The 18,523-nt window shown below is 73.6% G+C and carries 15 protein-coding genes; 7 read left to right on the forward strand and 8 right to left on the reverse strand.

What is annotated here, in order from left to right:
• Nucleotides 1-306 precede the first annotated feature (306 nt).
• Together BIV28_RS14595 and BIV28_RS14600 are read left to right on the forward strand one after the other, a co-directional pair.
• A complete protein-coding gene (locus BIV28_RS14595) occupies nucleotides 307-1,515 on the forward strand; it encodes a sensor histidine kinase (RefSeq protein ID WP_076263024.1) in 1,209 nt (402 codons plus the stop codon).
• Nucleotides 1,508-2,149: a response regulator gene (locus BIV28_RS14600; protein ID WP_076263026.1), complete on the forward strand. Its 642-nt coding sequence runs from the start codon at nucleotides 1,508-1,510 to the stop codon at nucleotides 2,147-2,149. Before BIV28_RS14595 ends, BIV28_RS14600 begins: the two co-directional genes overlap by 8 nt.
• Before the next feature lie 93 nt (nucleotides 2,150-2,242).
• Here the strand turns inward: BIV28_RS14600 and BIV28_RS14605 are convergent, their stop codons facing one another.
• Together BIV28_RS14605 and BIV28_RS14610 are read right to left on the reverse strand one after the other, a co-directional pair.
• Nucleotides 2,243-4,069, reverse strand: a complete 1,827-nt coding sequence (locus BIV28_RS14605; protein ID WP_207556006.1) for a BCCT family transporter — start codon at nucleotides 4,067-4,069, stop codon at nucleotides 2,243-2,245.
• A 291-nt stretch (nucleotides 4,070-4,360) separates the two neighbouring features.
• Complete coding sequence (locus BIV28_RS14610; protein ID WP_076263029.1) at nucleotides 4,361-5,767, reverse strand: cation:dicarboxylate symporter family transporter; 1,407 nt, start codon at nucleotides 5,765-5,767, stop codon at nucleotides 4,361-4,363.
• 91 nt (nucleotides 5,768-5,858) lie between these two features.
• On the opposite strand from BIV28_RS14610, the gene BIV28_RS14615 reads away from it, so the two are divergent.
• Genes BIV28_RS14615 through BIV28_RS14625 form a run of 3 tightly spaced genes read left to right on the forward strand, consistent with a single transcriptional unit; the run spans nucleotide 5,859 to nucleotide 9,006 of the window.
• Complete coding sequence (locus BIV28_RS14615; protein WP_242653062.1) at nucleotides 5,859-7,484, forward strand: sensor histidine kinase; 1,626 nt, start codon at nucleotides 5,859-5,861, stop codon at nucleotides 7,482-7,484.
• A complete protein-coding gene (locus tag BIV28_RS14620; RefSeq protein ID WP_076263030.1) occupies nucleotides 7,481-8,179 on the forward strand; it encodes a response regulator in 699 nt (232 codons plus the stop codon). Before BIV28_RS14615 ends, BIV28_RS14620 begins: the two co-directional genes overlap by 4 nt.
• Nucleotides 8,167-9,006: a helix-turn-helix domain-containing protein gene (locus tag BIV28_RS14625; protein WP_076263032.1), complete on the forward strand. Its 840-nt coding sequence runs from the start codon at nucleotides 8,167-8,169 to the stop codon at nucleotides 9,004-9,006. Before BIV28_RS14620 ends, BIV28_RS14625 begins: the two co-directional genes overlap by 13 nt.
• Here the strand turns inward: BIV28_RS14625 and BIV28_RS14630 are convergent.
• Genes BIV28_RS14630 through BIV28_RS14640 form a run of 3 tightly spaced genes read right to left on the reverse strand, consistent with a single transcriptional unit; the run spans nucleotide 8,972 to nucleotide 12,979 of the window.
• Nucleotides 8,972-10,423, reverse strand: coding sequence for a carboxyl transferase domain-containing protein (locus BIV28_RS14630; RefSeq protein WP_076263033.1), 1,452 nt, complete (start codon nucleotides 10,421-10,423; stop codon nucleotides 8,972-8,974). The two genes, BIV28_RS14625 and BIV28_RS14630, sit on opposite strands and share 35 nt — an antisense overlap.
• Nucleotides 10,423-11,610: a CaiB/BaiF CoA transferase family protein gene (locus BIV28_RS14635; RefSeq protein ID WP_076263035.1), complete on the reverse strand. Its 1,188-nt coding sequence runs from the start codon at nucleotides 11,608-11,610 to the stop codon at nucleotides 10,423-10,425. The genes BIV28_RS14630 and BIV28_RS14635 overlap by 1 nt, the downstream gene beginning before the upstream one ends.
• Nucleotides 11,611-11,614: 4 nt before the next feature.
• The gene (locus tag BIV28_RS14640; RefSeq protein WP_076263037.1) at nucleotides 11,615-12,979 is read right to left on the reverse strand and encodes an SLC13 family permease; all 1,365 of its coding nucleotides are present in this window, start codon (nucleotides 12,977-12,979) and stop codon (nucleotides 11,615-11,617) included.
• A gap of 121 nt (nucleotides 12,980-13,100) precedes the next feature.
• On the opposite strand from BIV28_RS14640, the gene BIV28_RS14645 reads away from it, so the two are divergent.
• Nucleotides 13,101-13,820, forward strand: a complete 720-nt coding sequence (locus BIV28_RS14645) for a FadR/GntR family transcriptional regulator (RefSeq protein WP_076263038.1) — start codon at nucleotides 13,101-13,103, stop codon at nucleotides 13,818-13,820.
• Entirely contained in the window at nucleotides 13,817-14,578 is a 762-nt protein-coding gene (locus tag BIV28_RS14650) for a sulfite exporter TauE/SafE family protein (protein ID WP_076263039.1), read from the forward strand. The genes BIV28_RS14645 and BIV28_RS14650 overlap by 4 nt, the downstream gene beginning before the upstream one ends.
• Nucleotides 14,579-14,594: 16 nt before the next feature.
• Here the strand turns inward: BIV28_RS14650 and BIV28_RS14655 are convergent, their stop codons facing one another.
• From BIV28_RS14655 to bluB, 3 genes are all read right to left on the reverse strand, one after another.
• Nucleotides 14,595-15,113 carry a gamma carbonic anhydrase family protein gene (locus BIV28_RS14655; RefSeq protein WP_076263041.1) on the reverse strand — a complete coding sequence of 173 codons (519 nt, stop codon included), beginning with the start codon at nucleotides 15,111-15,113 and terminating at the stop codon, nucleotides 14,595-14,597.
• Between the two features lie 117 nt (nucleotides 15,114-15,230).
• Nucleotides 15,231-16,745 (reverse strand): peptide MFS transporter, encoded by a 1,515-nt coding sequence (locus BIV28_RS14660; protein WP_076263043.1) that lies wholly within the window; start codon nucleotides 16,743-16,745, stop codon nucleotides 15,231-15,233.
• 78 nt (nucleotides 16,746-16,823) lie between these two features.
• A complete protein-coding gene (gene bluB, locus BIV28_RS14665; RefSeq protein WP_076263045.1) occupies nucleotides 16,824-18,515 on the reverse strand; it encodes a 5,6-dimethylbenzimidazole synthase in 1,692 nt (563 codons plus the stop codon).
• Nucleotides 18,516-18,523 lie beyond the last annotated feature (8 nt).

Raw genomic sequence — 18,523 nt, forward strand, 5'->3', positions numbered from 1 at the left:
CTCGTCGGCGCCGATCCCCTCGAACTTCGAGCCGCCGGCGTCGCCCTGCAGCTCGTAGGTGTCCGGCCGGCCTGCCGCGGTGGCGGACGGGCCGGCGACGAGGGGCAGCGTGACGGCGGCGGCGAGGGCCGCGGCGGCGGCGAGGGTGCGCTTCATGGTGGTCTCCGGTGGTGGTCGGCGCTGGTCGGTGGTGGTTCCCCACCACTGTCGCCGCCGGGCGTACCGGCACGCGTCGGCCGACCGTCCACGCGTGGATAGCCGATCGGATGATGCCGGCCCCGCCCACGCCTGCCTAGGCTGCCGTGCATGGAGGAGGGCATCCTCGCGCCCGTGGCGCGGCTCGACCGCTGGCTCGACGGCGTGCTCCTCGCGCTGCTCGTGACGTGCGCGGCCCGCTACCTGCAGCGCCACGGCCTCGACGCGTCGGGCGTGCTCGTCCTCGTCGGCGCGCTCGCGCTGGGGGTCGCCTACGCGACGCGTCGGCGCGTGGCCGGGCGGTCACCGTGGTCGTTCGTCTGGATCACCGTCGTCGTCGTGCTGTGGGCGGTGCTGACGCTCGTCGCACCGTCGTTCGCGTGGACCGCGGTGCCGGTCGCCTTCGCGGTGCTCCAGGTGCTGCCCTTCGGGGTGGCCGTCGGGGTCGTCGTCGTCATGACCGCCGTCGTCAGCACCGCGTGGAGCCGCCTCACCGACGACCTCGACCCGACGGTCTTCGTGGGTCCCGTCGGCATCGCCCTCGTGACGGTGCTGTCGTACCGGGCCCTCGACCGCGAGGCCCGCACCCGACAGGCCCTCATCGACGAGCTCACCGAGGCACAGGCCGATCTGGCTGCGGCCCAACGTCGTTCGGGGGCGCTGGCCGAGCGGGCCAGGTTATCCCACGAGATCCACGACTCGGTGGGCCAGGGCCTGTCGAGCATCAGCCTGCTGCTGGGCGCCGCCGAGCAGGACTGGGACCGCCGACCCGACGCGGCACGCGCGCACGTGGCAGCCGCGGGGGCCGCGGCGCGCGACGCCCTCGTGGAGGTACGACGCGTCGTGCGCGACCTCGCGCCCGAGGACCTGGGCGTCGACGCCACGGGTGAGTCGCTCGTCGAGGCGCTCCGACGCGCGTCGACCGGCGCGGCCGCGGCGGCTCCCGGGCTCGAGGTGCGCGTCGTCGTCCACGGCGACCCGACGCCCGTGCCGGCCCCGCTCGCGGCCGCCCTCGTGCGCTCGGCGCGCGGGGCGGTCGCCAACGTCGTCGAGCACGCCCGCGCGACCCGCGTCGTCGTCAGCCTGACCTACCTGCCCGACGAGGTGCTCCTCGACGTCCGCGACGACGGACGCGGTTTCGACCCGGCACGCGTCGGGCCGGCCGCCGAGCGGCCCGGTGACCGCGGGCACGGGCTCGCCGGCATCCACCGCCGCGCCGCCGGCCTGGACGGTGAGGCGACCGTGGAGAGCGCCCCGGGTGACGGCACGACGCTGTCGGTCCGCCTGCCGCTCGACCCGAGGGAGGGGCGTCGTGGCTGACCCGGGGATCCGCGTCGTGCTCGTCGACGACCACCCGGTCGTGCGGGCGGGGCTGCGCGCCCTCCTCGACGGGCAGGAGGGCCTCGAGGTCGTCGGCGAGGCGAGCGGCGCCGGGGCGGCCGAGAGCGTCGTCACGGCCGAGCGGCCCGACGTCGTCCTCATGGACCTCGACCTCGGCGACGGCCCGGGCGGGGCTGTGGCCACGGCCCGCCTCCGGGCCCTCCCCCACCCGCCGCAGGTGCTCGTCCTCACGACGTTCGACACCGAGGCCGACATCACGCGCGCCCTCGAGGCCGGCGCCGTCGGCTACCTGCTCAAGGACGCCCCGCCCGACCGGCTCTTCGCCGGCATCCGGTCGGCAGCGCGCGGCGAGACGGTGCTCGCGCCCTCGGTCGCCGCCCGGCTCGTGCGGCGCACCGCGTCACCGGGGCCCGTCGTCACCGAGCGCGAGGTCGAGGTGCTCGAGCTGCTCTCGCGCGGGCTCGGCAACCGCGAGATGGCCCGCGAGCTGCTCGTGTCCGAGGCCACGGTCAAGTCGCACCTGAGCCACGTGTACACCAAGCTCGGCGTCGACACCCGCGCCGGTGCGGTGGCCGCCGCCATCGAGCGCCGCATCATCCGCCCGGGCGGCTGAGCGCACCGCGCCGACTCCGTCCTGGAACGACGAACCGCCCCGGTGGGCGCTGCGGGGCAGCATCCACCGGGGCGGTGTCGGGAGGCGTCCGCCTCAGAGGCGCATCGACCCTCCGACGCGCTCGGTGTTCTCGTCGATGTCCTTCGCGACGTCGGCGTCGGTGCCCGTGGCCGCGGTGGCGTCCTCGGACCACTCGGTCGGCACGAGCTCGCCGACGCCCTCACCGGGTGCGGACTCCTGCACGCTGAGGGTGAAGTCGTCGCCGTGCTCGCTGACGCCGGTGACGACGGCGTGCTCGACGGCGGCCACCGCGTACTGGCGACGCACGACCTGCGGGTCGCGCGACAGGTCCTTCACGAGGGCCGCGGCGAGCCCGATCATGATGACGAGGAACGGCAGGGCCGCGACGATCGTGACGTTCTGCAGGCCCGCCAGCGCGTCCTCACCGCCGAGCAGCAGCATGATCGCGGCGACGGCACCGGTGGCCGCACCCCAGAAGATGACGGTCTTCTTCGACGGCTCGAGCGTGCCCTTCTCCGAGAGCGTGCCCATGACGATCGACGCGGCGTCGGCGCCCGACACGAAGAAGATCGCGACGAGAACCATGACGACGATCGCCGTGACCGTCGGCCAGGGCAGGTTGCCGAGCATCGTGAAGAGCGAGCCCTCGGGCGTCGACTGGCCGCCGATGTCCTGGCCGTGCTGCTGCTGCCAGATGCCGGCGCCGCCGAAGATGGCAAACCAGACGAGCGAGACGACGGACGGGACGAGCAGCACGCCGGTGACGAACTGGCGGATGGTGCGGCCGCGCGAGATGCGGGCGATGAACATGCCGACGAACGGCGTCCAGCTGACCCACCAGGCCCAGTAGAAGATCGTCCAGCTGGCCAGCCAGTCCTTCATGCCGGCGCCACCCGCGGCGTCGGTGCGGGCCGACATCATCGCGAGGTCCTGCACGTAGGAGCCGATCGTCGTCGGCAGCAGGTTGAGGATGAAGATCGTCGGGCCGACGACGAAGACGAACAGGGCGAGCGCGACGGCGAGCACCATGTTGATGTTCGAGAGCCACTGGATGCCCTTGGCGACACCCGAGACGGCCGACAGGATGAAGGCGATCGTCAGCACGACGATGATGCCGATGAGCAGGCCGTTGCCGACCGTGCCGATGCCGGCGACGATCTCGAGGCCGGAGCCGATCTGCAGGGCGCCGAGGCCCAGCGAGGTGGCCGAGCCGAAGAGGGTCGCGAAGATCGCGAAGATGTCGATGACCTTGCCGGCCGTGCCGTTCGCGCGCTTCTCGCCGAAGAGCGGGGCGAAGGCCGAGCTGATGAGCAGCAGGCGACCCTTGCGGAACACGCCGTAGGCGACCGCGAGGCCGACGACCGCGTAGATGGCCCACGGGTGCAGCGACCAGTGGAACATCGTCGTGGCCATCGCGTGCTGGACGGCGGCGGGGTTGCCCGCGGCGCCGGTGCCCGGCGGGGGCGTGACGAGGTGGCTCACCGGCTCGGTCACGCCGTAGAACATCAGGCCGATGCCCATGCCGGCGGAGAACATCATCGCCACCCACGAGGAGGTGCGGAACTCCGGCGCCTCGCCGTCGCCGCCGAGGGGGATGTTGCCGTAGCGGCTCGCGGCGAGCCAGATGACGAAGACGACGAAGCCGGAGGCGACGAGGGAGAAGAGCCAGCCCGTGTTGTGCACGACGAAGTCGAGCCCGCTCGAGGCGCTCGTGCTCAGGCTGTCGGTGCCGAGCGCGCCCCACACGACGAAGCCGATGGCGACGGCGGCCGACACCCAGAAGACCGGCTTGTCGAGCCGCGACGGTGCCGCGTCGTCGTGGTTGACGGGTGGTGGTTCGAGCGCGGGGTGCAGCGCGTCGCGCTGCTCCTGCGTGGTCTCGTCGGTGGGTTCGGTCATCAAGGCCATACGTCGTCGACGGCACCCGACGAGGGGTGCCGCCAGTCTCCTCACGTTTCGGTTTCTCTGAGCTTTCGTTCGACCTTCAACTGTGCCGAAGGATTCCGTGATACGCAAAACGGTGCCCGCGACGGCACAGGGGGATCCGCCGCGGGCACCGGGAAAACCCATACCCGGCAACGACCTTCGCAGTTCCGGACGAGACGGTGAGGCTCGTCACGTCCGGGACGTGGCAGCACCGGCGCGGCCTGGACGGCCGCGCCGGTGCGCGTCGGTGAGGAGGCGGTCGGGTCAGCGGGTGCCGACGAGCTCGCCCTCGGTCGTGCGGTCGTGCGTCGGGTCGGGCACCGACGTGTGCGGCGCCGGCTCGTCGGAGTCGACCATCCGGGCCTCGTCGAACGGCAGCTGCCCGGACAGGACCCGGCCGGCCCTCTCACGGTCGATCTCGCCGACCCACGTGCCGATGATGACGGTCGCGATGGCGTTGCCGGCGAAGTTCGTCAGGGCGCGCGCCTCGCTCATGAGGCGGTCGATGCCGACGATGAAGCCGACGCCCGGCACGAGGTCGGGGCGGTGCGACTGCAGGCCGCCGGCGAGGGTGGCCAGGCCCGCGCCGCTGACGCCGGCCGCACCCTTGCTCGCGATGATCATGAAGACGAGCAGGCCGATCTGCTGGCCGATGCTGAACGGCTTGTCCATGGCCTCGGCGATGAACAGGCTCGCCATCGTCAGGTAGATGGCCGTGCCGTCGAGGTTGAACGAGTAGCCGGTGGGCACGGTGATGCCGACGACCGGGCGGGAAACGCCGAGGTGCTCCATCTTGGCGATGAGGCGCGGCAGGGCCGACTCGGACGACGACGTCGACAGGATGAGGAGGAACTCGCGGGCGAGGTACTTGAGCAGCGAGAAGACGTTCATCCCGGTGACGAGCTTGAGGATCGAGCCGAGGAAGGCGAACACGAAGATCGCGCACGTGAGGTAGAAGGCGCCCATGAGCAGGCCGAGGCTCTTGAGCGAGCCGATGCCGGTCGCGCCGACGAGGGCGGCCATCGCGCCGAACGCGCCGATCGGGGCGGCCCACATGATCATCGCCATGAGGCGGAAGACGAGCCGCTCGAGGTGCTTGATGCCGGCCAGGATCGGCTCGCCCTGCTTGCCCATCTTCTGCAGGGCGAAGCCGACGAGGAGCGCGATGAGCAGGGCCTGGAGCACCGAGCCCGAGGTCAGCGCCGACACGAGCGTGTCGGGGATGAGCCCGAGGACGAAGTCGACGGCCCCCTCGGCCTCGCCGGCGACCTGCGACGTGCCGGACTGGGCGACGGCCGCGGTGAGGTTGAGGCCGTCACCGGGGTGGACGATGTTGCCGACGACGAGGCCGATGCCGAGGGCGACGGTCGACATGACGATGAAGTAGCCGAGCGCGAGACCGCCGACCTTGCCGACCTGGGCGGCCTTCCGGACCGAGCCGATGCCGAGCACGATCGTGCAGAAGATGATCGGCGTGATCATCATCTTGATGAGGTTGACGAACCCTGTGCCGAGCGGCTTGAGGCTCTTGCCCACCTCGGGGAAGAAGTACCCGACGGCGACGCCGAGCACCATCGCGACGATGACGGCGATGTAGAGGAAGTGGGTGCGGTCGCGCTTCGGGGCCGAGCCCGGTGCGGCGTCGACGGCGCTGTCGGCGGTGTAACTCACGGTGACCTCCGTTGGCGTGGGCCGGGTGCGGATGGACCCGGACCGGTGGATGACATCGAGGGTGGCCGCGCCAGTGACTAGGGTCACGATTGTGTTCATTGAGTTCTCGCCGCGGCGGTGGAGCGTCGCGGCGCAGACCTTTGCGCTCCAGGTGCTCGTCGCCGTCCTCGTCGTGGCGGCCGGGCTGGCCGGCACGTTCGTGCAGGCCCAGCGCGCGGGCGACCAGGAGGCGATGGCGCGGGCCCTCGCCGTGGCCGAGACCATCGCCTCGACGCCGGAGGTCGTCTCGGCCGTCCAGGCTCCCGACCCGACGGCGCGCCTGCAGCCCTTCGCCGAGCAGGTCCGCAGGGACACCGCGACCGACTTCGTCGTCGTCATGAGCACCGACGCGATCCGCTGGACCCACCCCGACCCGACCCAGATCGGCAAGCGCTTCATCGGCCACACCGAGGCGGCCCGCGCGGGCGGCGTCGTCGAGGAGGACTACACCGGCACGCTCGGGCCCTCGGCGCGCGTCGTCGTGCCCGTCCGCGACACCACTCGCAGCGGCTCACCGGTCGTTGCCCTCGTGTCGGTCGGCATCCGCAAGTCGGCCGTCGGCGAGCAGGTGCGGGCGCAGCTGCCCGGCATCCTGCTGGCCGGCCTCGGCGCGGCCCTGCTGTCGGGCCTCGGCATGGCCCTCGTGTCGCGGCGCATCCGCCGGCAGACCCACGGCCTCGGCGAGCAGCAGCTGCGCGAGATGTACGAGTACTACGACGCCGTGCTCCACGCGGTGAGCGAGGGCCTCGTCATCACCGACCTCGACGGCACGCTGCGCCTGGCCAACGACGAGGCGGTCCGGCTGCTCGGCCTGCCGCCCGATGCCGTCGGTCGACGCGTCGCCGACCTCGACCTCGCGCCTGCGCTCGTCACCGCCCTGACCGACGACGCCGTCCACGAGGACGAGCTGCACGTGACGGCGGCCCGCGTCCTCGTCCTCAACCGGGCCCCGGCGCGCTGGCGCGGTCGGCTCCTCGGCCACGTCGCGACGCTGCGCGACCGCACCGACCTCGAGGCCCTGACCGGCGAGCTCGACTCCGCCCGGGGCCTCACCGAGGCGCTGCGCTCGCAGGCGCACGAGTCGGCCAACCGGCTGCACACCATCGTCAGCCTCATCGAGCTCGGCCACACCGACCGCGCCCTCGCCTTCGCCACCGAGGAGCTGCAGGTGTCGCAGCTGCTCACCGACAAGGTCGTCGGTGCCGTCGACGAACCGGCCCTCACGGCACTGCTGCTCGGCAAGGCCGCCGAGGCGCACGAGCGCGGCATCGTCTTCGACATCGAACCGGGCGCGCGGTTCCCGCGCGACGTCGCCCCGACGCGCGACGTCGTGACGATCGTCGGCAACCTCATCGACAACGCCCTCGACGCCGTGTCGGCCACCGGCGCGCCGGGTGCCGCCCGGCACGTGGCGTTCGGCTCGCGCGTCGTGGACGGGCAGGCCGTGCTCGAAGTGAGCGACGACGGCCCGGGCCTGCCACCGGGTGGGGTCGCCGACGCGTTCCGCCGGGGGTGGTCGACCAAGGAGCAGGGCAGTGCGGGCCGGCGCGGCATCGGGCTGGCGCTCGTGGCCCAGACCGTCGAGCGCCTCGGCGGCACGCTCGAGGTCGACGGGCCACCCGGGGCGACGTTCACGGTGCGCCTGCCCGTGACCGCGGTGGACGAGGTGGCCCGGTGACCGCGCCTGCGGGCCCGGCGGCCCTGCGGGTGCTCGTCGTCGAGGACGAGCCGATCGCGGCCGAGGCCCACACCGCGTACGTCGAGCGGGTGCCCGGCTTCGTCGTCGTCGCCACCGTCGGCACCACTCAGGCCGCCCTGAAAGCCCTGCAGGACAAGCAGGTCGACGTGGTGCTGCTCGACATGAACCTGCCCGACCGGCACGGGCTCGACGTCGTCCGGGCCATGCGCGCGGCCGGGCACCGGGCCGACGTCATCGCCGTGACCTCGGCCCGCGACCTCGACGTCGTCCGCTCGGCGGTGTCGCTCGGCGTCGTCCAGTACGTGCTCAAGCCGTTCGTCTTCGCGACGCTCCGCGACCGGCTCGTGGCCTACCGCGCCTACCGGGACCAGCTGACCAGGGGCGCGGAGGTAGCCACGCAGGCCGAGGTCGACGAGGTGTTCGCCGGCGTGCGCGGCGGCGCGGAGACGCGGCTGCCGAAGGGGATGGGCGAGGAGCTGCTCACGCGGGTCTCACGGGCCCTGCGCGACGCCGACGGCGCTCGGTCGGCGAGCGAGGTGGCCGACGAGCTCGGCGTCGCCCGCGTCACGGCCCGCCGCTACCTCGAGCACCTCTGCGACACGCGTCTGGCCGTGCGACGGTCCCGCTACTCCGGCGCGGGCCGGCCCGAGGTGGAGTACCTGTGGGCGCGGTGAGGGGCACGCGGGCGGACCTGCGGGCGGACACCGAGCGCGCCCACCTCGTCGACCCGGCCGACCGCACCGTCACCATCGACCGCGTGCCGGTCACCGACGACCTCGCCGACCTCGCCCAGCGGTTCTGGGTGCCGGTGTGGGACGTGCCCACCGGGTCGAGCTCGACCCAGCGCGTGCTGCAGTACCCGGTGTGCCAGCTCGTCGTGACGCCGACGTACGCCCGGCTCTACGGGGTGGCCTCGGGTCTGTCGCAGCAGGTGCTCGAGGGTCGGGGCTGGGCCGTCGGCCTCATGCTGCGCCCCGCCGCGGGCTGGCTGCTCACCGGGCGCCCGGTGCGGCGGCTCACCGACCGGACGGTCGACCTCCACTCCCTTGACACCCTCGACGGCCCGGCACTGACCGCCGTCGTGCGGCAGGCGATGGCCGAGGACCCCGCGAGCCACGACGCCCAGGCCGCCGCCCGCGCGTCGGTCGAGGGCGCCCTGCGGCCGCTGCTACCCGTCGACGACGAGGGCCTGCTCGTCAACGCACTCGTCGACGCCGTCGAGACCTCCCCCGACCTGCTCCGCGTCGACGACCTCTGCGCTCGCTTCGACATCGCCGAGCGGACCCTGCAACGCTTGCTGCACAAGCGGATCGGGCTCGGGCCCAAGTGGCTCATCCGTCGGCGCCGGCTCCAGGAGGCGGCCGAGCGGCTGCGCGACGACTCCGGCGGCCTGGCCGCCATCGCCGCCGACCTCGGCTACGCCGACCAGGCCCACTTCACGCGCGACTTCCGCCGCGCCACGGGGCTCACGCCCGGAGAGTTCGCGGCTCGCTTCCGGTGACGCGCCGCAGGGCGGCGGCGCACTCGGCGGCGACGGCCGACGCGAAGGCGACCGGGTCGTCGCCCGCGGGTTCGGGCACGACGCGCGAGACGACACCCGCGGCGTGCAGGTCGGGCACGCCGACGCGCTGCTGCTCGGCCATCTCGGCGGCGTGCGACACGTCGCCGTGGACGATGACGCTGGCGCCCTCCGGCGGCAGCGGCGACAGCCACGCGTGCTCGGCGGCGATGACCTCGCGGGCGGGCAGCAGCGCGAGCGCCCCTCCACCGCAACCCTGCCCGAGCACGACCGACACCGTCGGCACCGTCATCGTCGTCAGCGTCGCGATGCAGCGGGCGATCTCGCCGGCGATGGCACCCTCCTCCGCGTGCGCCGACAGCTCGGCACCCGGGGTGTCGATGACCGTGACGAGCGGCAGGCCCAGCTCCTCGGCCAGGCGCATGGCCCGACGCGCCTCGCGCAGCGCTCCCGGCCCCATCGGCGAGGCCGCCGACTGCCGGGCGCGGTCCTGGCCGACGAGCACGCACGGCTGGCCGTCGACGCGGGTCAGCGCGACGAGCATCGTCGCGTCGCGCTCGCCCTCGTCGGTGCCGTTGAGCCGCAGCGTGCCGGTGGCGCCGTGGCGCAGCAGCTCGCGGACGCCGACGCGGTCGGCCCGGCGCGTCAGCTCGATCGACTCCCACACCGACGCGTGCCGCGCGGGCTCGCCGTCGCGGCGCTCGAGGCGCGGCTGCGTCGGCGGGTCGACGAGCACGTGGAGCGCCCGGTCGACGAGGACGGGGAGGTCCTCGGCCGCGACGACGGCGTCGAGCACGCCCTTGGCGGCGAGGTTCTCGGCGGTCTGCACGCCGGTCGGGAAGGGGGCGTTGTTGAGCGCCTCGAAGACCTTGGGCCCGAGGAACCCGACTAGGGCGCCCGGCTCGGCGACGGTGACGTGGCCGAGCGAGCCCCACGACGCGTAGACGCCCCCGGTCGTCGGGTGGCGCAGGTGGACGAGGTAGGGCAGCCGGGCGGCCCGGTGGGCCATGAGGGCGCGACAGATCTCGACCATCTCGACGAACGCCGGCGTGCCCTCCTGCATCCGGGTGCCGCCGGACGCCGTCGAGGCCAGCACCGGCAGGCCCTCGGCCGTGGCGCGGCGGACGGCCGAGATGATGCGCCCCGCCGCGGCCTTGCCGATCGACCCGGCGAGGAACCTGAACTCGTTGACGACCACGACGACCGGTCGGCCGCGCACGAGGCCGCGCCCGGTCAGCACCGACTCGTCGGTGCCGGCCTTCGCGGCGGCCTCCTCGAGCTGGCGCCGGTACTCCTCCGGCTGCCCCGAGACGTCGATCGGCTCGTCCCACGACTCGAACGACCCCCGGTCGAGGACGAGGTCGAGCAGCTCGTGGGCGGTCCACGGGCGGCGCCCCATCAGCCCTCCTGCAGCCAGGCGCGGATGGCCGCGCCGTCCTCGTCGAGGGTGGGCGGCGCCGCGTGCTCGCGCCGCGTCACCTCGGTGCCCCCGGCGTCGAAGAACCGCAGCGGCGGCCCGGGCAGCGTGATCCGCCCGAGCGTCGGGTGCTCGACGTCGACGAGCAGGCCCTGGCTCGCGGTCTGGTCCCAGGCGTACACCTCGTCGAGCGTGCGCACCTTGCCCGCGGGCACGCCCACCTCGGCGAGCCGGGCCAGCAGCGGCTCGGCGTCCCAGTCGGCGAAGGCGGTCTCGACGAGGGCGATGACGTGGTCGCGGTGGGCGACGCGCTCGGCGTTGGTGGCCACGCCCTCGCCCGACGCGTCGAGCCCGAAGGCGGCGCACAGCCGCTGCCAGAGGCCCTCGCTGCCGACGGCGATCTGCACCGAGCCGTCGCGGCAGTGGAAGAGCCCGTACGGCGCGATGGACGGGTGGTGGTTGCCGGCCGAGCGGCCGACCTCCCCCGCGACGGTCCACCGGGTGCCCTGGAACGCGTGCACGCCGACGACCGACGCGAGCAGCGACGTGCGCACGACGGTGCCGCGTCCGGTGCGGTGGCGCTCGTTGAGCGCGGCGACGATGCCGTACGCGCCGTACATCCCCGAGAGCAGGTCGGCGATCGGGACGCCGACGCGCTGCGGGTCCTCGGGCCCCGAGCCGGTCAGCGACATGAGGCCGGCCTCGCCCTGGGCGATCTGGTCATAGCCGGCCCGCCCGCCCTCGGGCCCGTCGTGGCCGAAGCCGGTGATCGACAGCACGACGAGGCGCGGGTTGCGCTCCATGAGCGACTCGATGCCGAGGCCGAGCCGCTCGAGGACGCCCGTGCGGAAGTTCTCGACGAGCACGTCGGCGCGGTCGACGAGCGCGAGGAGCACGTCCTTGTCGGCGGCGTCCTTGAGGTCGAGGGTGATCGACTCCTTGTTGCGGTTGGCCGACAGGTAGTACGTGGCCTCCCGCTGCCCGTCGGGGCCGACGAACGGCGGGCCCCAGCCGCGGGTGTCGTCGCCGCGGCCGGGCGCCTCCACCTTGATGACGCGGGCGCCGAGGTCGCCGAGCATCATCGTCGCGTGCGGGCCGGCGAGGGCGCGCGTCAGGTCGACGACGAGGACGTCGGAGAGAGGGCCGGAGAGGGGTCCGGTCTGGGTCATTCGTTCACCATCCAGGGAGGATCAGGGAGGCCCACACGAGCAGCGGACCGGCGAGCACGACGATGACGCTGTAGGTGAGGATCTGCTTGTAGTACACCGGTTCGCTGATGCTGTCGGGTCGGTTCGCGAGCATGAGGGCGCCGTTCGTCGAGAACGGGCTGACGTCGACAATGGTCGAGGCGATGGCGAGCGCCGCGACGAACGTGGCCGCGCCGATCCCGCCGTTCGCGATGAGTGGCACGGCGATGGGGATGATGACCGGCAGCAGCGCGGTGGAGGACGCGAAGGCCGACACGACACCGCCGACGTAGCAGAGCACGAGGGCGCCCACGACGGCCGCGCCGAGCCCGGCCGCCCACGTGCCGACGAACTCGGGAGCCTTGGCCTCGGTGAGCACCGCCGCGTAGGTGCTGACACCGGCCACGAGCAGGACCGTGGGCCACGCGACCTGCTTGACGGCGTCCTTGTGCTGGTTCGGCGAGAGCATCGCGAGCACGACGGCGGCGGTGATCGACACGAAACCGATGTTCTTGTCGAAGGCGAGCGCCACGACGGCGACGGCGACGAAGGCCACGAGCGTGATGACCTGGTCGCGGCGGACGCCGAGCGCCCGGGTCTGCGAGGTCGTGACCGTGCCGGTGCCGCGCTGGGCCACGGCGACGCCGCCGCGGTGCAGCTGCTCGGTGACCGGCGCGCCGCGCGGGGTGTCGTCGACGGGCGTGCCGCCGGAGCCGGGCACCTCGTCGAGGTCGTCGGCCCGCATCGACATGAGGCGGCGGCCGCCGAGGACGAAGAAGAGGACGGTGGCCATGGCGAGGTTGACGCCGAGGCTGGCCAGGAACACGGTCATCTCGCTGCCGGGCAGGTTGTTCTCGCGCATCACGGAGTTGGTGATGGTGCCGTAGATGCTGATCGGCGAGAAGCCGCCGCCCTGGGCGCCGTGCACGACGAACATGCCCATGAGCAGCGGGTTGATCTTGTAGCGGCCGGCGAAGCCGAGGGCGACGGGGCCGATGATGGCGCACGCGGCGGGGCTGGCCGCGCCGATGGCCGTGAGCAGCGCGGTGACGGCGAACATGACCCACGGGATGAGGGCGACGCGTCCGCCGACGGCGCGCACCGCCGATCTGACGATGAGGTCGACCGTGCCGTTGTTGCGCGCGATGGCGAACAGGTAGGTGACGCCGATGAGGGTGAGCACCAGGTCGCCGCTGACGCCGGCGAGGATCTCCTTCTCACTGAGGTCGAGGGCGTACACGCCGACGAGCCAGGCGGCCACGTAGGCGAGGGCACCCATGTTGATCGGCAGCAGCGTGCCGATCACGAAGAGTGCGACGAGCGCGATGATGGAGACCCATTCCGGTCCCATTGGCGTCCTCCGTCGGTCCCGGCCAGCACGCCTGGTTCCACGCCCTTGTGACGAGGCTCATGGCTGGCTCAGTGGCCTAGCCAATAGGTCAATGGTCCGGAATGTCAATAGGATGACCCCCATGTCGACGCCCCCCGACGCGTCCGGCCCCCTCGGCCGACTCCCCCGGACGCGCCTCTACGAGCAGGTCGCCGAGCAGATCACGGCCTGGATCGAGCACAACGGCCTGCGGGCCGGGGACCGCCTGCCGCCCGAGCGCGAGCTGGCCCAGCGGCTCGGGGTCAGCCGGGCCACCCTGAGCCAGGCGCTCGTCGCCCTCGAGGTCATCGGCGTCGTCACCGTCCGGCACGGCGACGGCACGGTGCTGTCCGACGCGCCGGGCCGGCGCCGCATCGTCGAGGCCATCCGCGCGCACGCCACCCGCCTGCCCGAGGTCATCGACACCCGCGACGCCCTCGAGACGAAGATCGCCGCCCTCGCGGCCGAGCGCCGCACCGACGACGACCTCGCCCGCATCGACGACGCCCTGGCCCAGATGGCCGACGAGGTCGAGGACGGTCACCGCGGGGTCGACGGCGACGAGCGCTTCCACGGGGCCGTCACGGCGGCAGCCCACTCGCTGCTGCTCGCCCGGCTCATGGACGAGATCCGCGACCTCGTCCGCGAGACCCGCATCGAGTCGCTCTCCCAGCCCGGCCGGCCCAGCGACTCCCTCGCCGGCCACCGGGCCATCGCCGAGGCGATCCGGGCCCGCGACCCGGAGGCCGCCGCGGCCGCGATGCACGCCCACGTCGTCATGGTCAGCGACGTCGCGCTGCTGCGCGGGCCCGAGGAGCCGTGACGGGCGGCGAGGTCCTCGCCGTCCTCGGCGCGGGGCTGGGGGCCGGGGTGCTCACCTCGACCGTGGGCGTCGCCTCCCTCCTCAGCTTCCCCGTCCTGCTCGCCGTCGGCCTGCCGCCGGTCGTCGCCAACGCCTCGAACACCGTCGGCCTCGTGCCCGCCGGGCTCAGCGGGTCCTTCGGCTACCGCGACGAGCTGCGCGAGCACCCGCGCGTCACCTGGGCCGTCGTCGCGACGTGCGCGGTCGGCGCCGTCGCCGGCGCGTGGCTGCTGCTCGCGCTGCCGCCCGGCGTCTTCGAGGCCGTCGTGCCGTGGCTCATCCTCGGCACCTGCCTGCTCGTCGGCGCCCAGCCGTGGCTGTCGCGCCGGCTGCGCGCGCGGCACGGCGCCGACGGTCCCGACCGCACCCGGATGGGCCCGGTCACCTCGGTGTTCGCCCTGCTCACGGGGGTCTACGGCGGCTACTTCGGCGCGGGGTCGGGCGTCATGATGGTCGCGGTGCTCGGGCTCGGGCTCGACCTGCCCCTGCGCGTCGTCAACGCCCTCAAGACCCTCGCGGTGCTCGCCGGAAACGTCGTCGCGAGCGTCATCTTCGTCGTCGTGGCCGACCTCGACTGGCGGGTGGTCGCGCTGCTGGCGGCCGGGTCGGTCGTCGGCGGGTACGTCGGCGCGCGGGTCGGGCGCCGGCTGCCACCCACGCTCTTCCGCGTGCTCGTCGTCCTCGCCGGCGTCGTCGCGTCGGTCCTGCTCCTGCGCTGACGGCGGCGGGGCCGCGTCAGCCGATGACGCGGGCCGAGCGGTGCAGCTCGGCGAGGCCGACGTAGACCTCGGCGTTGGCCTTGATCCGCAGCACCCCCACCTCGTCGATCTCGCGACGGACCGTGCCGGGCACGCCGGCCACGAGCGAGCGGGGCGGCACGACCATGCCCTCGGGCACGACGGCCCCGGCGGCGACGAGGCTGCCCGCGCCGATCCGCGCGCCGTTGAGCACGACGGCCCCCATGCCGACGAGGACGTCGTCCTCGATGGTGCAGCCGTGCAGCACGGCCTTGTGGCCGACCGAGACGCCGGCACCGATCGTCGTGGGGTGGTCGGCGTCGGTGTGCACGACGACACCGTCCTGCAGGTTGCTCCGCTCGCCGAGCACGATCGGCTCGAAGTCGGCGCGCAGCACGGCGGTGTACCAGACGCTCGAGCCCTCACGGAGCTCGACGGCGCCGAGCACCTCGGCGCTCGAGGCGATCCACGCCGTGTCGTGGACGGTCGGGGTCCGGTCTCCGAGGGAGTAGATCATGCGTCCTCCTGGGGCTCGATCTGGCTGCGGCTCGTGCGGGCGGCCCGACGGCCGCCGCACCGGTTGGGTGCGACGGCCGCGGGTCAGGAATCGAGGCCAGTGTGCCTCAGTCGCCACTCACTCGTGGCCGCCGACCTCCGCCGACGCCATGCGGCGACGGATCCACGGCACGAGGGCCATGAGCACGGCCGTGAAGGCGAGCGTCATGACGCCGTTGACGACGTAGTACTGCGAGTCGGGCAGGCCGTCCATCGCCTTGATGAGCTGGGCGGCGAGCGCCTGGCCCGCCGCGACGGCGAGGAACCACAGCGCCATCGACTGGCTCGCGAACGCCTTCGGCGCCAGACGCGTCGTGGCCGACAGGCCGACCGGCGACAGGCACAGCTCGGCGACGGTCTGGAGCAGGAAGATCGCGGTCAGCACGTACACCGGGGCCGTGTTGCCCTGGTAGGTCGCGAACGCCCATGCCATGCCCAGCGCCGACAGGCCGATGAGCCCCACGCCGAGCGCCATCTTGAACGGCGTCGACGGGAACTTGCCCGCCCGACGCGTCCAGATCCAGCCGAAGACCGGCGCGAGCAGGATGATGGCGAGCGGGTTGACCGACTGGAACCACTCGGGGTTGACCGTGACGCCGGCGAACGTCTTGACCGTGTTGTTCTCGGCGAAGAGCGCCATCTTGCCGGCGGCCTGCTCGAAGATCATCCAGAAGAGCATCGCGCCGATCCACAGGGGCAGGTAGGCGAGCACGTGCCGCTTCTCCTGGGGCGCCACCTTGGGGCTGCGGAACATCATCGTGAAGTAGCCGATCGGCACCGCGATCGCGAGGATCGAGATGGCGTCGATGACCTGGTCGAGGACCGTGTCGCGCCAGAGGCCGGCGAGCAGCAGCAGCGCGACGAAGAGGACGACCGAGCCGAGGGCCAGGCCCACGACCTTGGGGCGCTCCTGAGCGGAGAGCGGGTTCGGCACGTCGTCGCCGGCGCCCTTGAGCGCCTTGCGGCCGAGGACGAACCAGACGATGGCGATGGCCATGCCGACGGCGGCGGCGGCGAAGCCCGCGTGGTAGCCGTAGTGGTCGCGGAGGAACCCGACGACGAGCGGCGAGAAGAACGAGCCGATGTTGATCGACATGTAGAAGATCGAGAAGCCGGCGTCGCGGCGCGGGTCCTGCTCGCTGTAGAGCGAGCCGACCATCGCGGACACGTTCGGCTTGAGCAGGCCCGTGCCGAGGGCGACGAGGGCGATGCCGGCCCAGGCGCTGCCGGCCGCGGGGATCGCGAGGCAGAGGTGGCCGGCCATGATGACGATGCCGCCGTAGAGGGTCGAGCGTCGGGCGCCGATGAGGCGGTCGGCGGCGAACCCGCCGATGACCGACAGCAGGTACACCGAGGCGCCGTAGACGGCGACGACGGCGGTGCCGGTGTTCTCGTCGATGCCGAGGCCGCCGTTGGCCAGGGTGTCGGTGAGGAAGTAGAGGAGGATGGCCCGCATCCCGTAGTACGAGAAGCGCTCCCACAGCTCGACGAAGAAGAGCGTCGAGAGACCCTTCGGGTGGCCGAGGAAGGCCCGGTCGTCGGGGTCTGGGGCGCCGGCAGGGGTGGGCGGGCGGTCCTGGATCTGGGTTGTCATGCGTGTCTCCCGGCCCCGGGTCACGGGGCGGTCGGTGGTCGGACAGCCACCCAAAGTAGGCCGCGAACCGCGTCGGACTCAAACCGCGCGCGTGCGGGCGACCCCTCGGCGCAGGTCCAGGCCGGTGTGCAGCAGGCCCGTCGCGAGGGCCGCCCCGACGCCTTCCCCCGCACGGATCCGGAGGTCGAGGAGGGGCTCGAGGCCGAGCTCGCGGAGCACGGCGGCATGGGCTTTCTCACGCGAGCGCTGCCCGGCGACGAGGTGCGCGGCGACCGCCGGCTCGACCCGCGCCGCCGCGAGCGCGGCGACCGAGGTCGCGAGCCCGTCGAGCACGACGGCGCCACCGGACGCGCACGCGCCGAGGACGACGCCGTGCAGGACCGCGAGCTCTCCCCCGCCCAGACGCCGGAGGGCCTCCGACGCGTCGAGCGTGCCGCCCTCCGGGAGGACGCGGGCCAGCGCCCGGTCGACGACGGAGCGCTTGCGCTCGACCATCGCGGTGTCGGCCGACGACCCGCGCCCGACGACCTCCGACGCGGGCAGCCGCAGCAGGGCTGCCGCGAGCGCCGCCGCGACGGTGGTGTTGCCGACGCCGATCTCGCCGAGGGCGACCGGACCGGTCCCGGCGAGCCGTTCGCCGTGCTCGCGGCCGAGGGCGACGAGGCTCTCGAACGTGCGGGCGTCGAGAGCGTCGGAGTCGACGAGATCGCCTCTGGCGCAGCCGATCCCGGCATCGACCAGCAGCACGTCGAGGCCGCTGGAGCGGGCGGCCACGGCACCCATCGAGGTGCCGGCACGCGTCGCGTCGGCGACGTCGGCGGTGACCGACGCGTCGAAGGCGCTGACACCGTGGGCGGTGACGGCGTGGTCGGCCGCGGCGACGACGAGGGTGCCGCGCCCGGTCCAGTCGCGTGGTGCGGGCAGCGCCTCGACGCGGTCGAGGACGGAGTCGAGCACGCCGAGCGACCCGGGGGCGGTGAGCAGGTCGTCGGCCCGGTCGCGCGCGCCGACGACGTCGGCCTGGGCGGGTGCGCGCAGGTGCGACACCGGGGCGTCGGTCTCGGTCCAGCGCTCGCGCATGACGACCTGCTCGAGCGGCACCCGCCTCGACCAGCCGGCCCGCTCGAGGCCCGGCTCGGGCGGTCGCTCGTCGGGCCAGCCGAGGCAGAGCCAGCCGAGCGTCTCGACGCCCTCGGGCAGCCCGAGCAGCGCCGCGAGCTCGGCCGGCTCGAACAGGGTGACCCAGCCGAGGCCCAGGCCGTGGGCCCGCGCCGTCAGCCACATGTTCTCGATGGCCGCCGCGCACGACCACAGGTCGGCGTCGGGGAAGGTGGCCCGGCCGAGGACGCCGGCGGCCGGGGTGCGCCGGTCGCAGGCGACGACGACGCCGACGGGGGCCTCGCGGATCCCCTCGAGGCGCAGGTCGAGCAGCCCGCGGGCGGACTCCTCGGACATTCCGGACGCCTGGGCCAGCCGGGCCCGGTCGGCCATGAGGGCGGCGGTGTCGCGGGTGGCCGGCTCGGTGACGACGACGAACCGCCACGGCTGGCTGTGGCCGACGCTCGGGCCGCGGTGGCCGGCGAGCAGGACGGCCTCCAGCACGTCCTCGGGCACGGGATCGGGCCGGAACCGCCGGATGTCGCGGCGCGCCGCGACGACGCGCTCGAGCGAGGCGAGGTCGTCGCGCAGGGCCCACGCGTCGGGCGCCTGGGCACGCTCGGCCGCCGAGGTGCGGTCGCCGATGGTCGGGACGGGCCTGCGGTAGCTCACGGCCCCGA

It is taken from the genome of Intrasporangium flavum (assembly GCF_001956915.1).
GTDB lineage: Bacteria > Actinomycetota > Actinomycetes > Actinomycetales > Dermatophilaceae > Monashia > Monashia flava.

What these genes read in the sequence shown, in the direction of transcription:
- BIV28_RS14595 (WP_076263024.1), top strand. Translation starts at nt 307, where the DNA reads ATGGAGGAGGGCATCCTCGCGCCCGTGGCGCGGCTCGACCGCTGGCTC.
- BIV28_RS14605 (WP_207556006.1), bottom strand. Translation starts at nt 4,069, where the DNA reads ATGACCGAACCCACCGACGAGACCACGCAGGAGCAGCGCGACGCGCTG.
- BIV28_RS14630 (WP_076263033.1), bottom strand. Translation starts at nt 10,423, where the DNA reads ATGGGGCGCCGCCCGTGGACCGCCCACGAGCTGCTCGACCTCGTCCTC.
- BIV28_RS14635 (WP_076263035.1), bottom strand. Translation starts at nt 11,610, where the DNA reads ATGACCCAGACCGGACCCCTCTCCGGCCCTCTCTCCGACGTCCTCGTC.
- BIV28_RS14640 (WP_076263037.1), bottom strand. Translation starts at nt 12,979, where the DNA reads ATGGGACCGGAATGGGTCTCCATCATCGCGCTCGTCGCACTCTTCGTG.
- BIV28_RS14645 (WP_076263038.1), top strand. Translation starts at nt 13,101, where the DNA reads ATGTCGACGCCCCCCGACGCGTCCGGCCCCCTCGGCCGACTCCCCCGG.
- BIV28_RS14655 (WP_076263041.1), bottom strand. Translation starts at nt 15,113, where the DNA reads ATGATCTACTCCCTCGGAGACCGGACCCCGACCGTCCACGACACGGCG.
- BIV28_RS14660 (WP_076263043.1), bottom strand. Translation starts at nt 16,745, where the DNA reads ATGACAACCCAGATCCAGGACCGCCCGCCCACCCCTGCCGGCGCCCCA.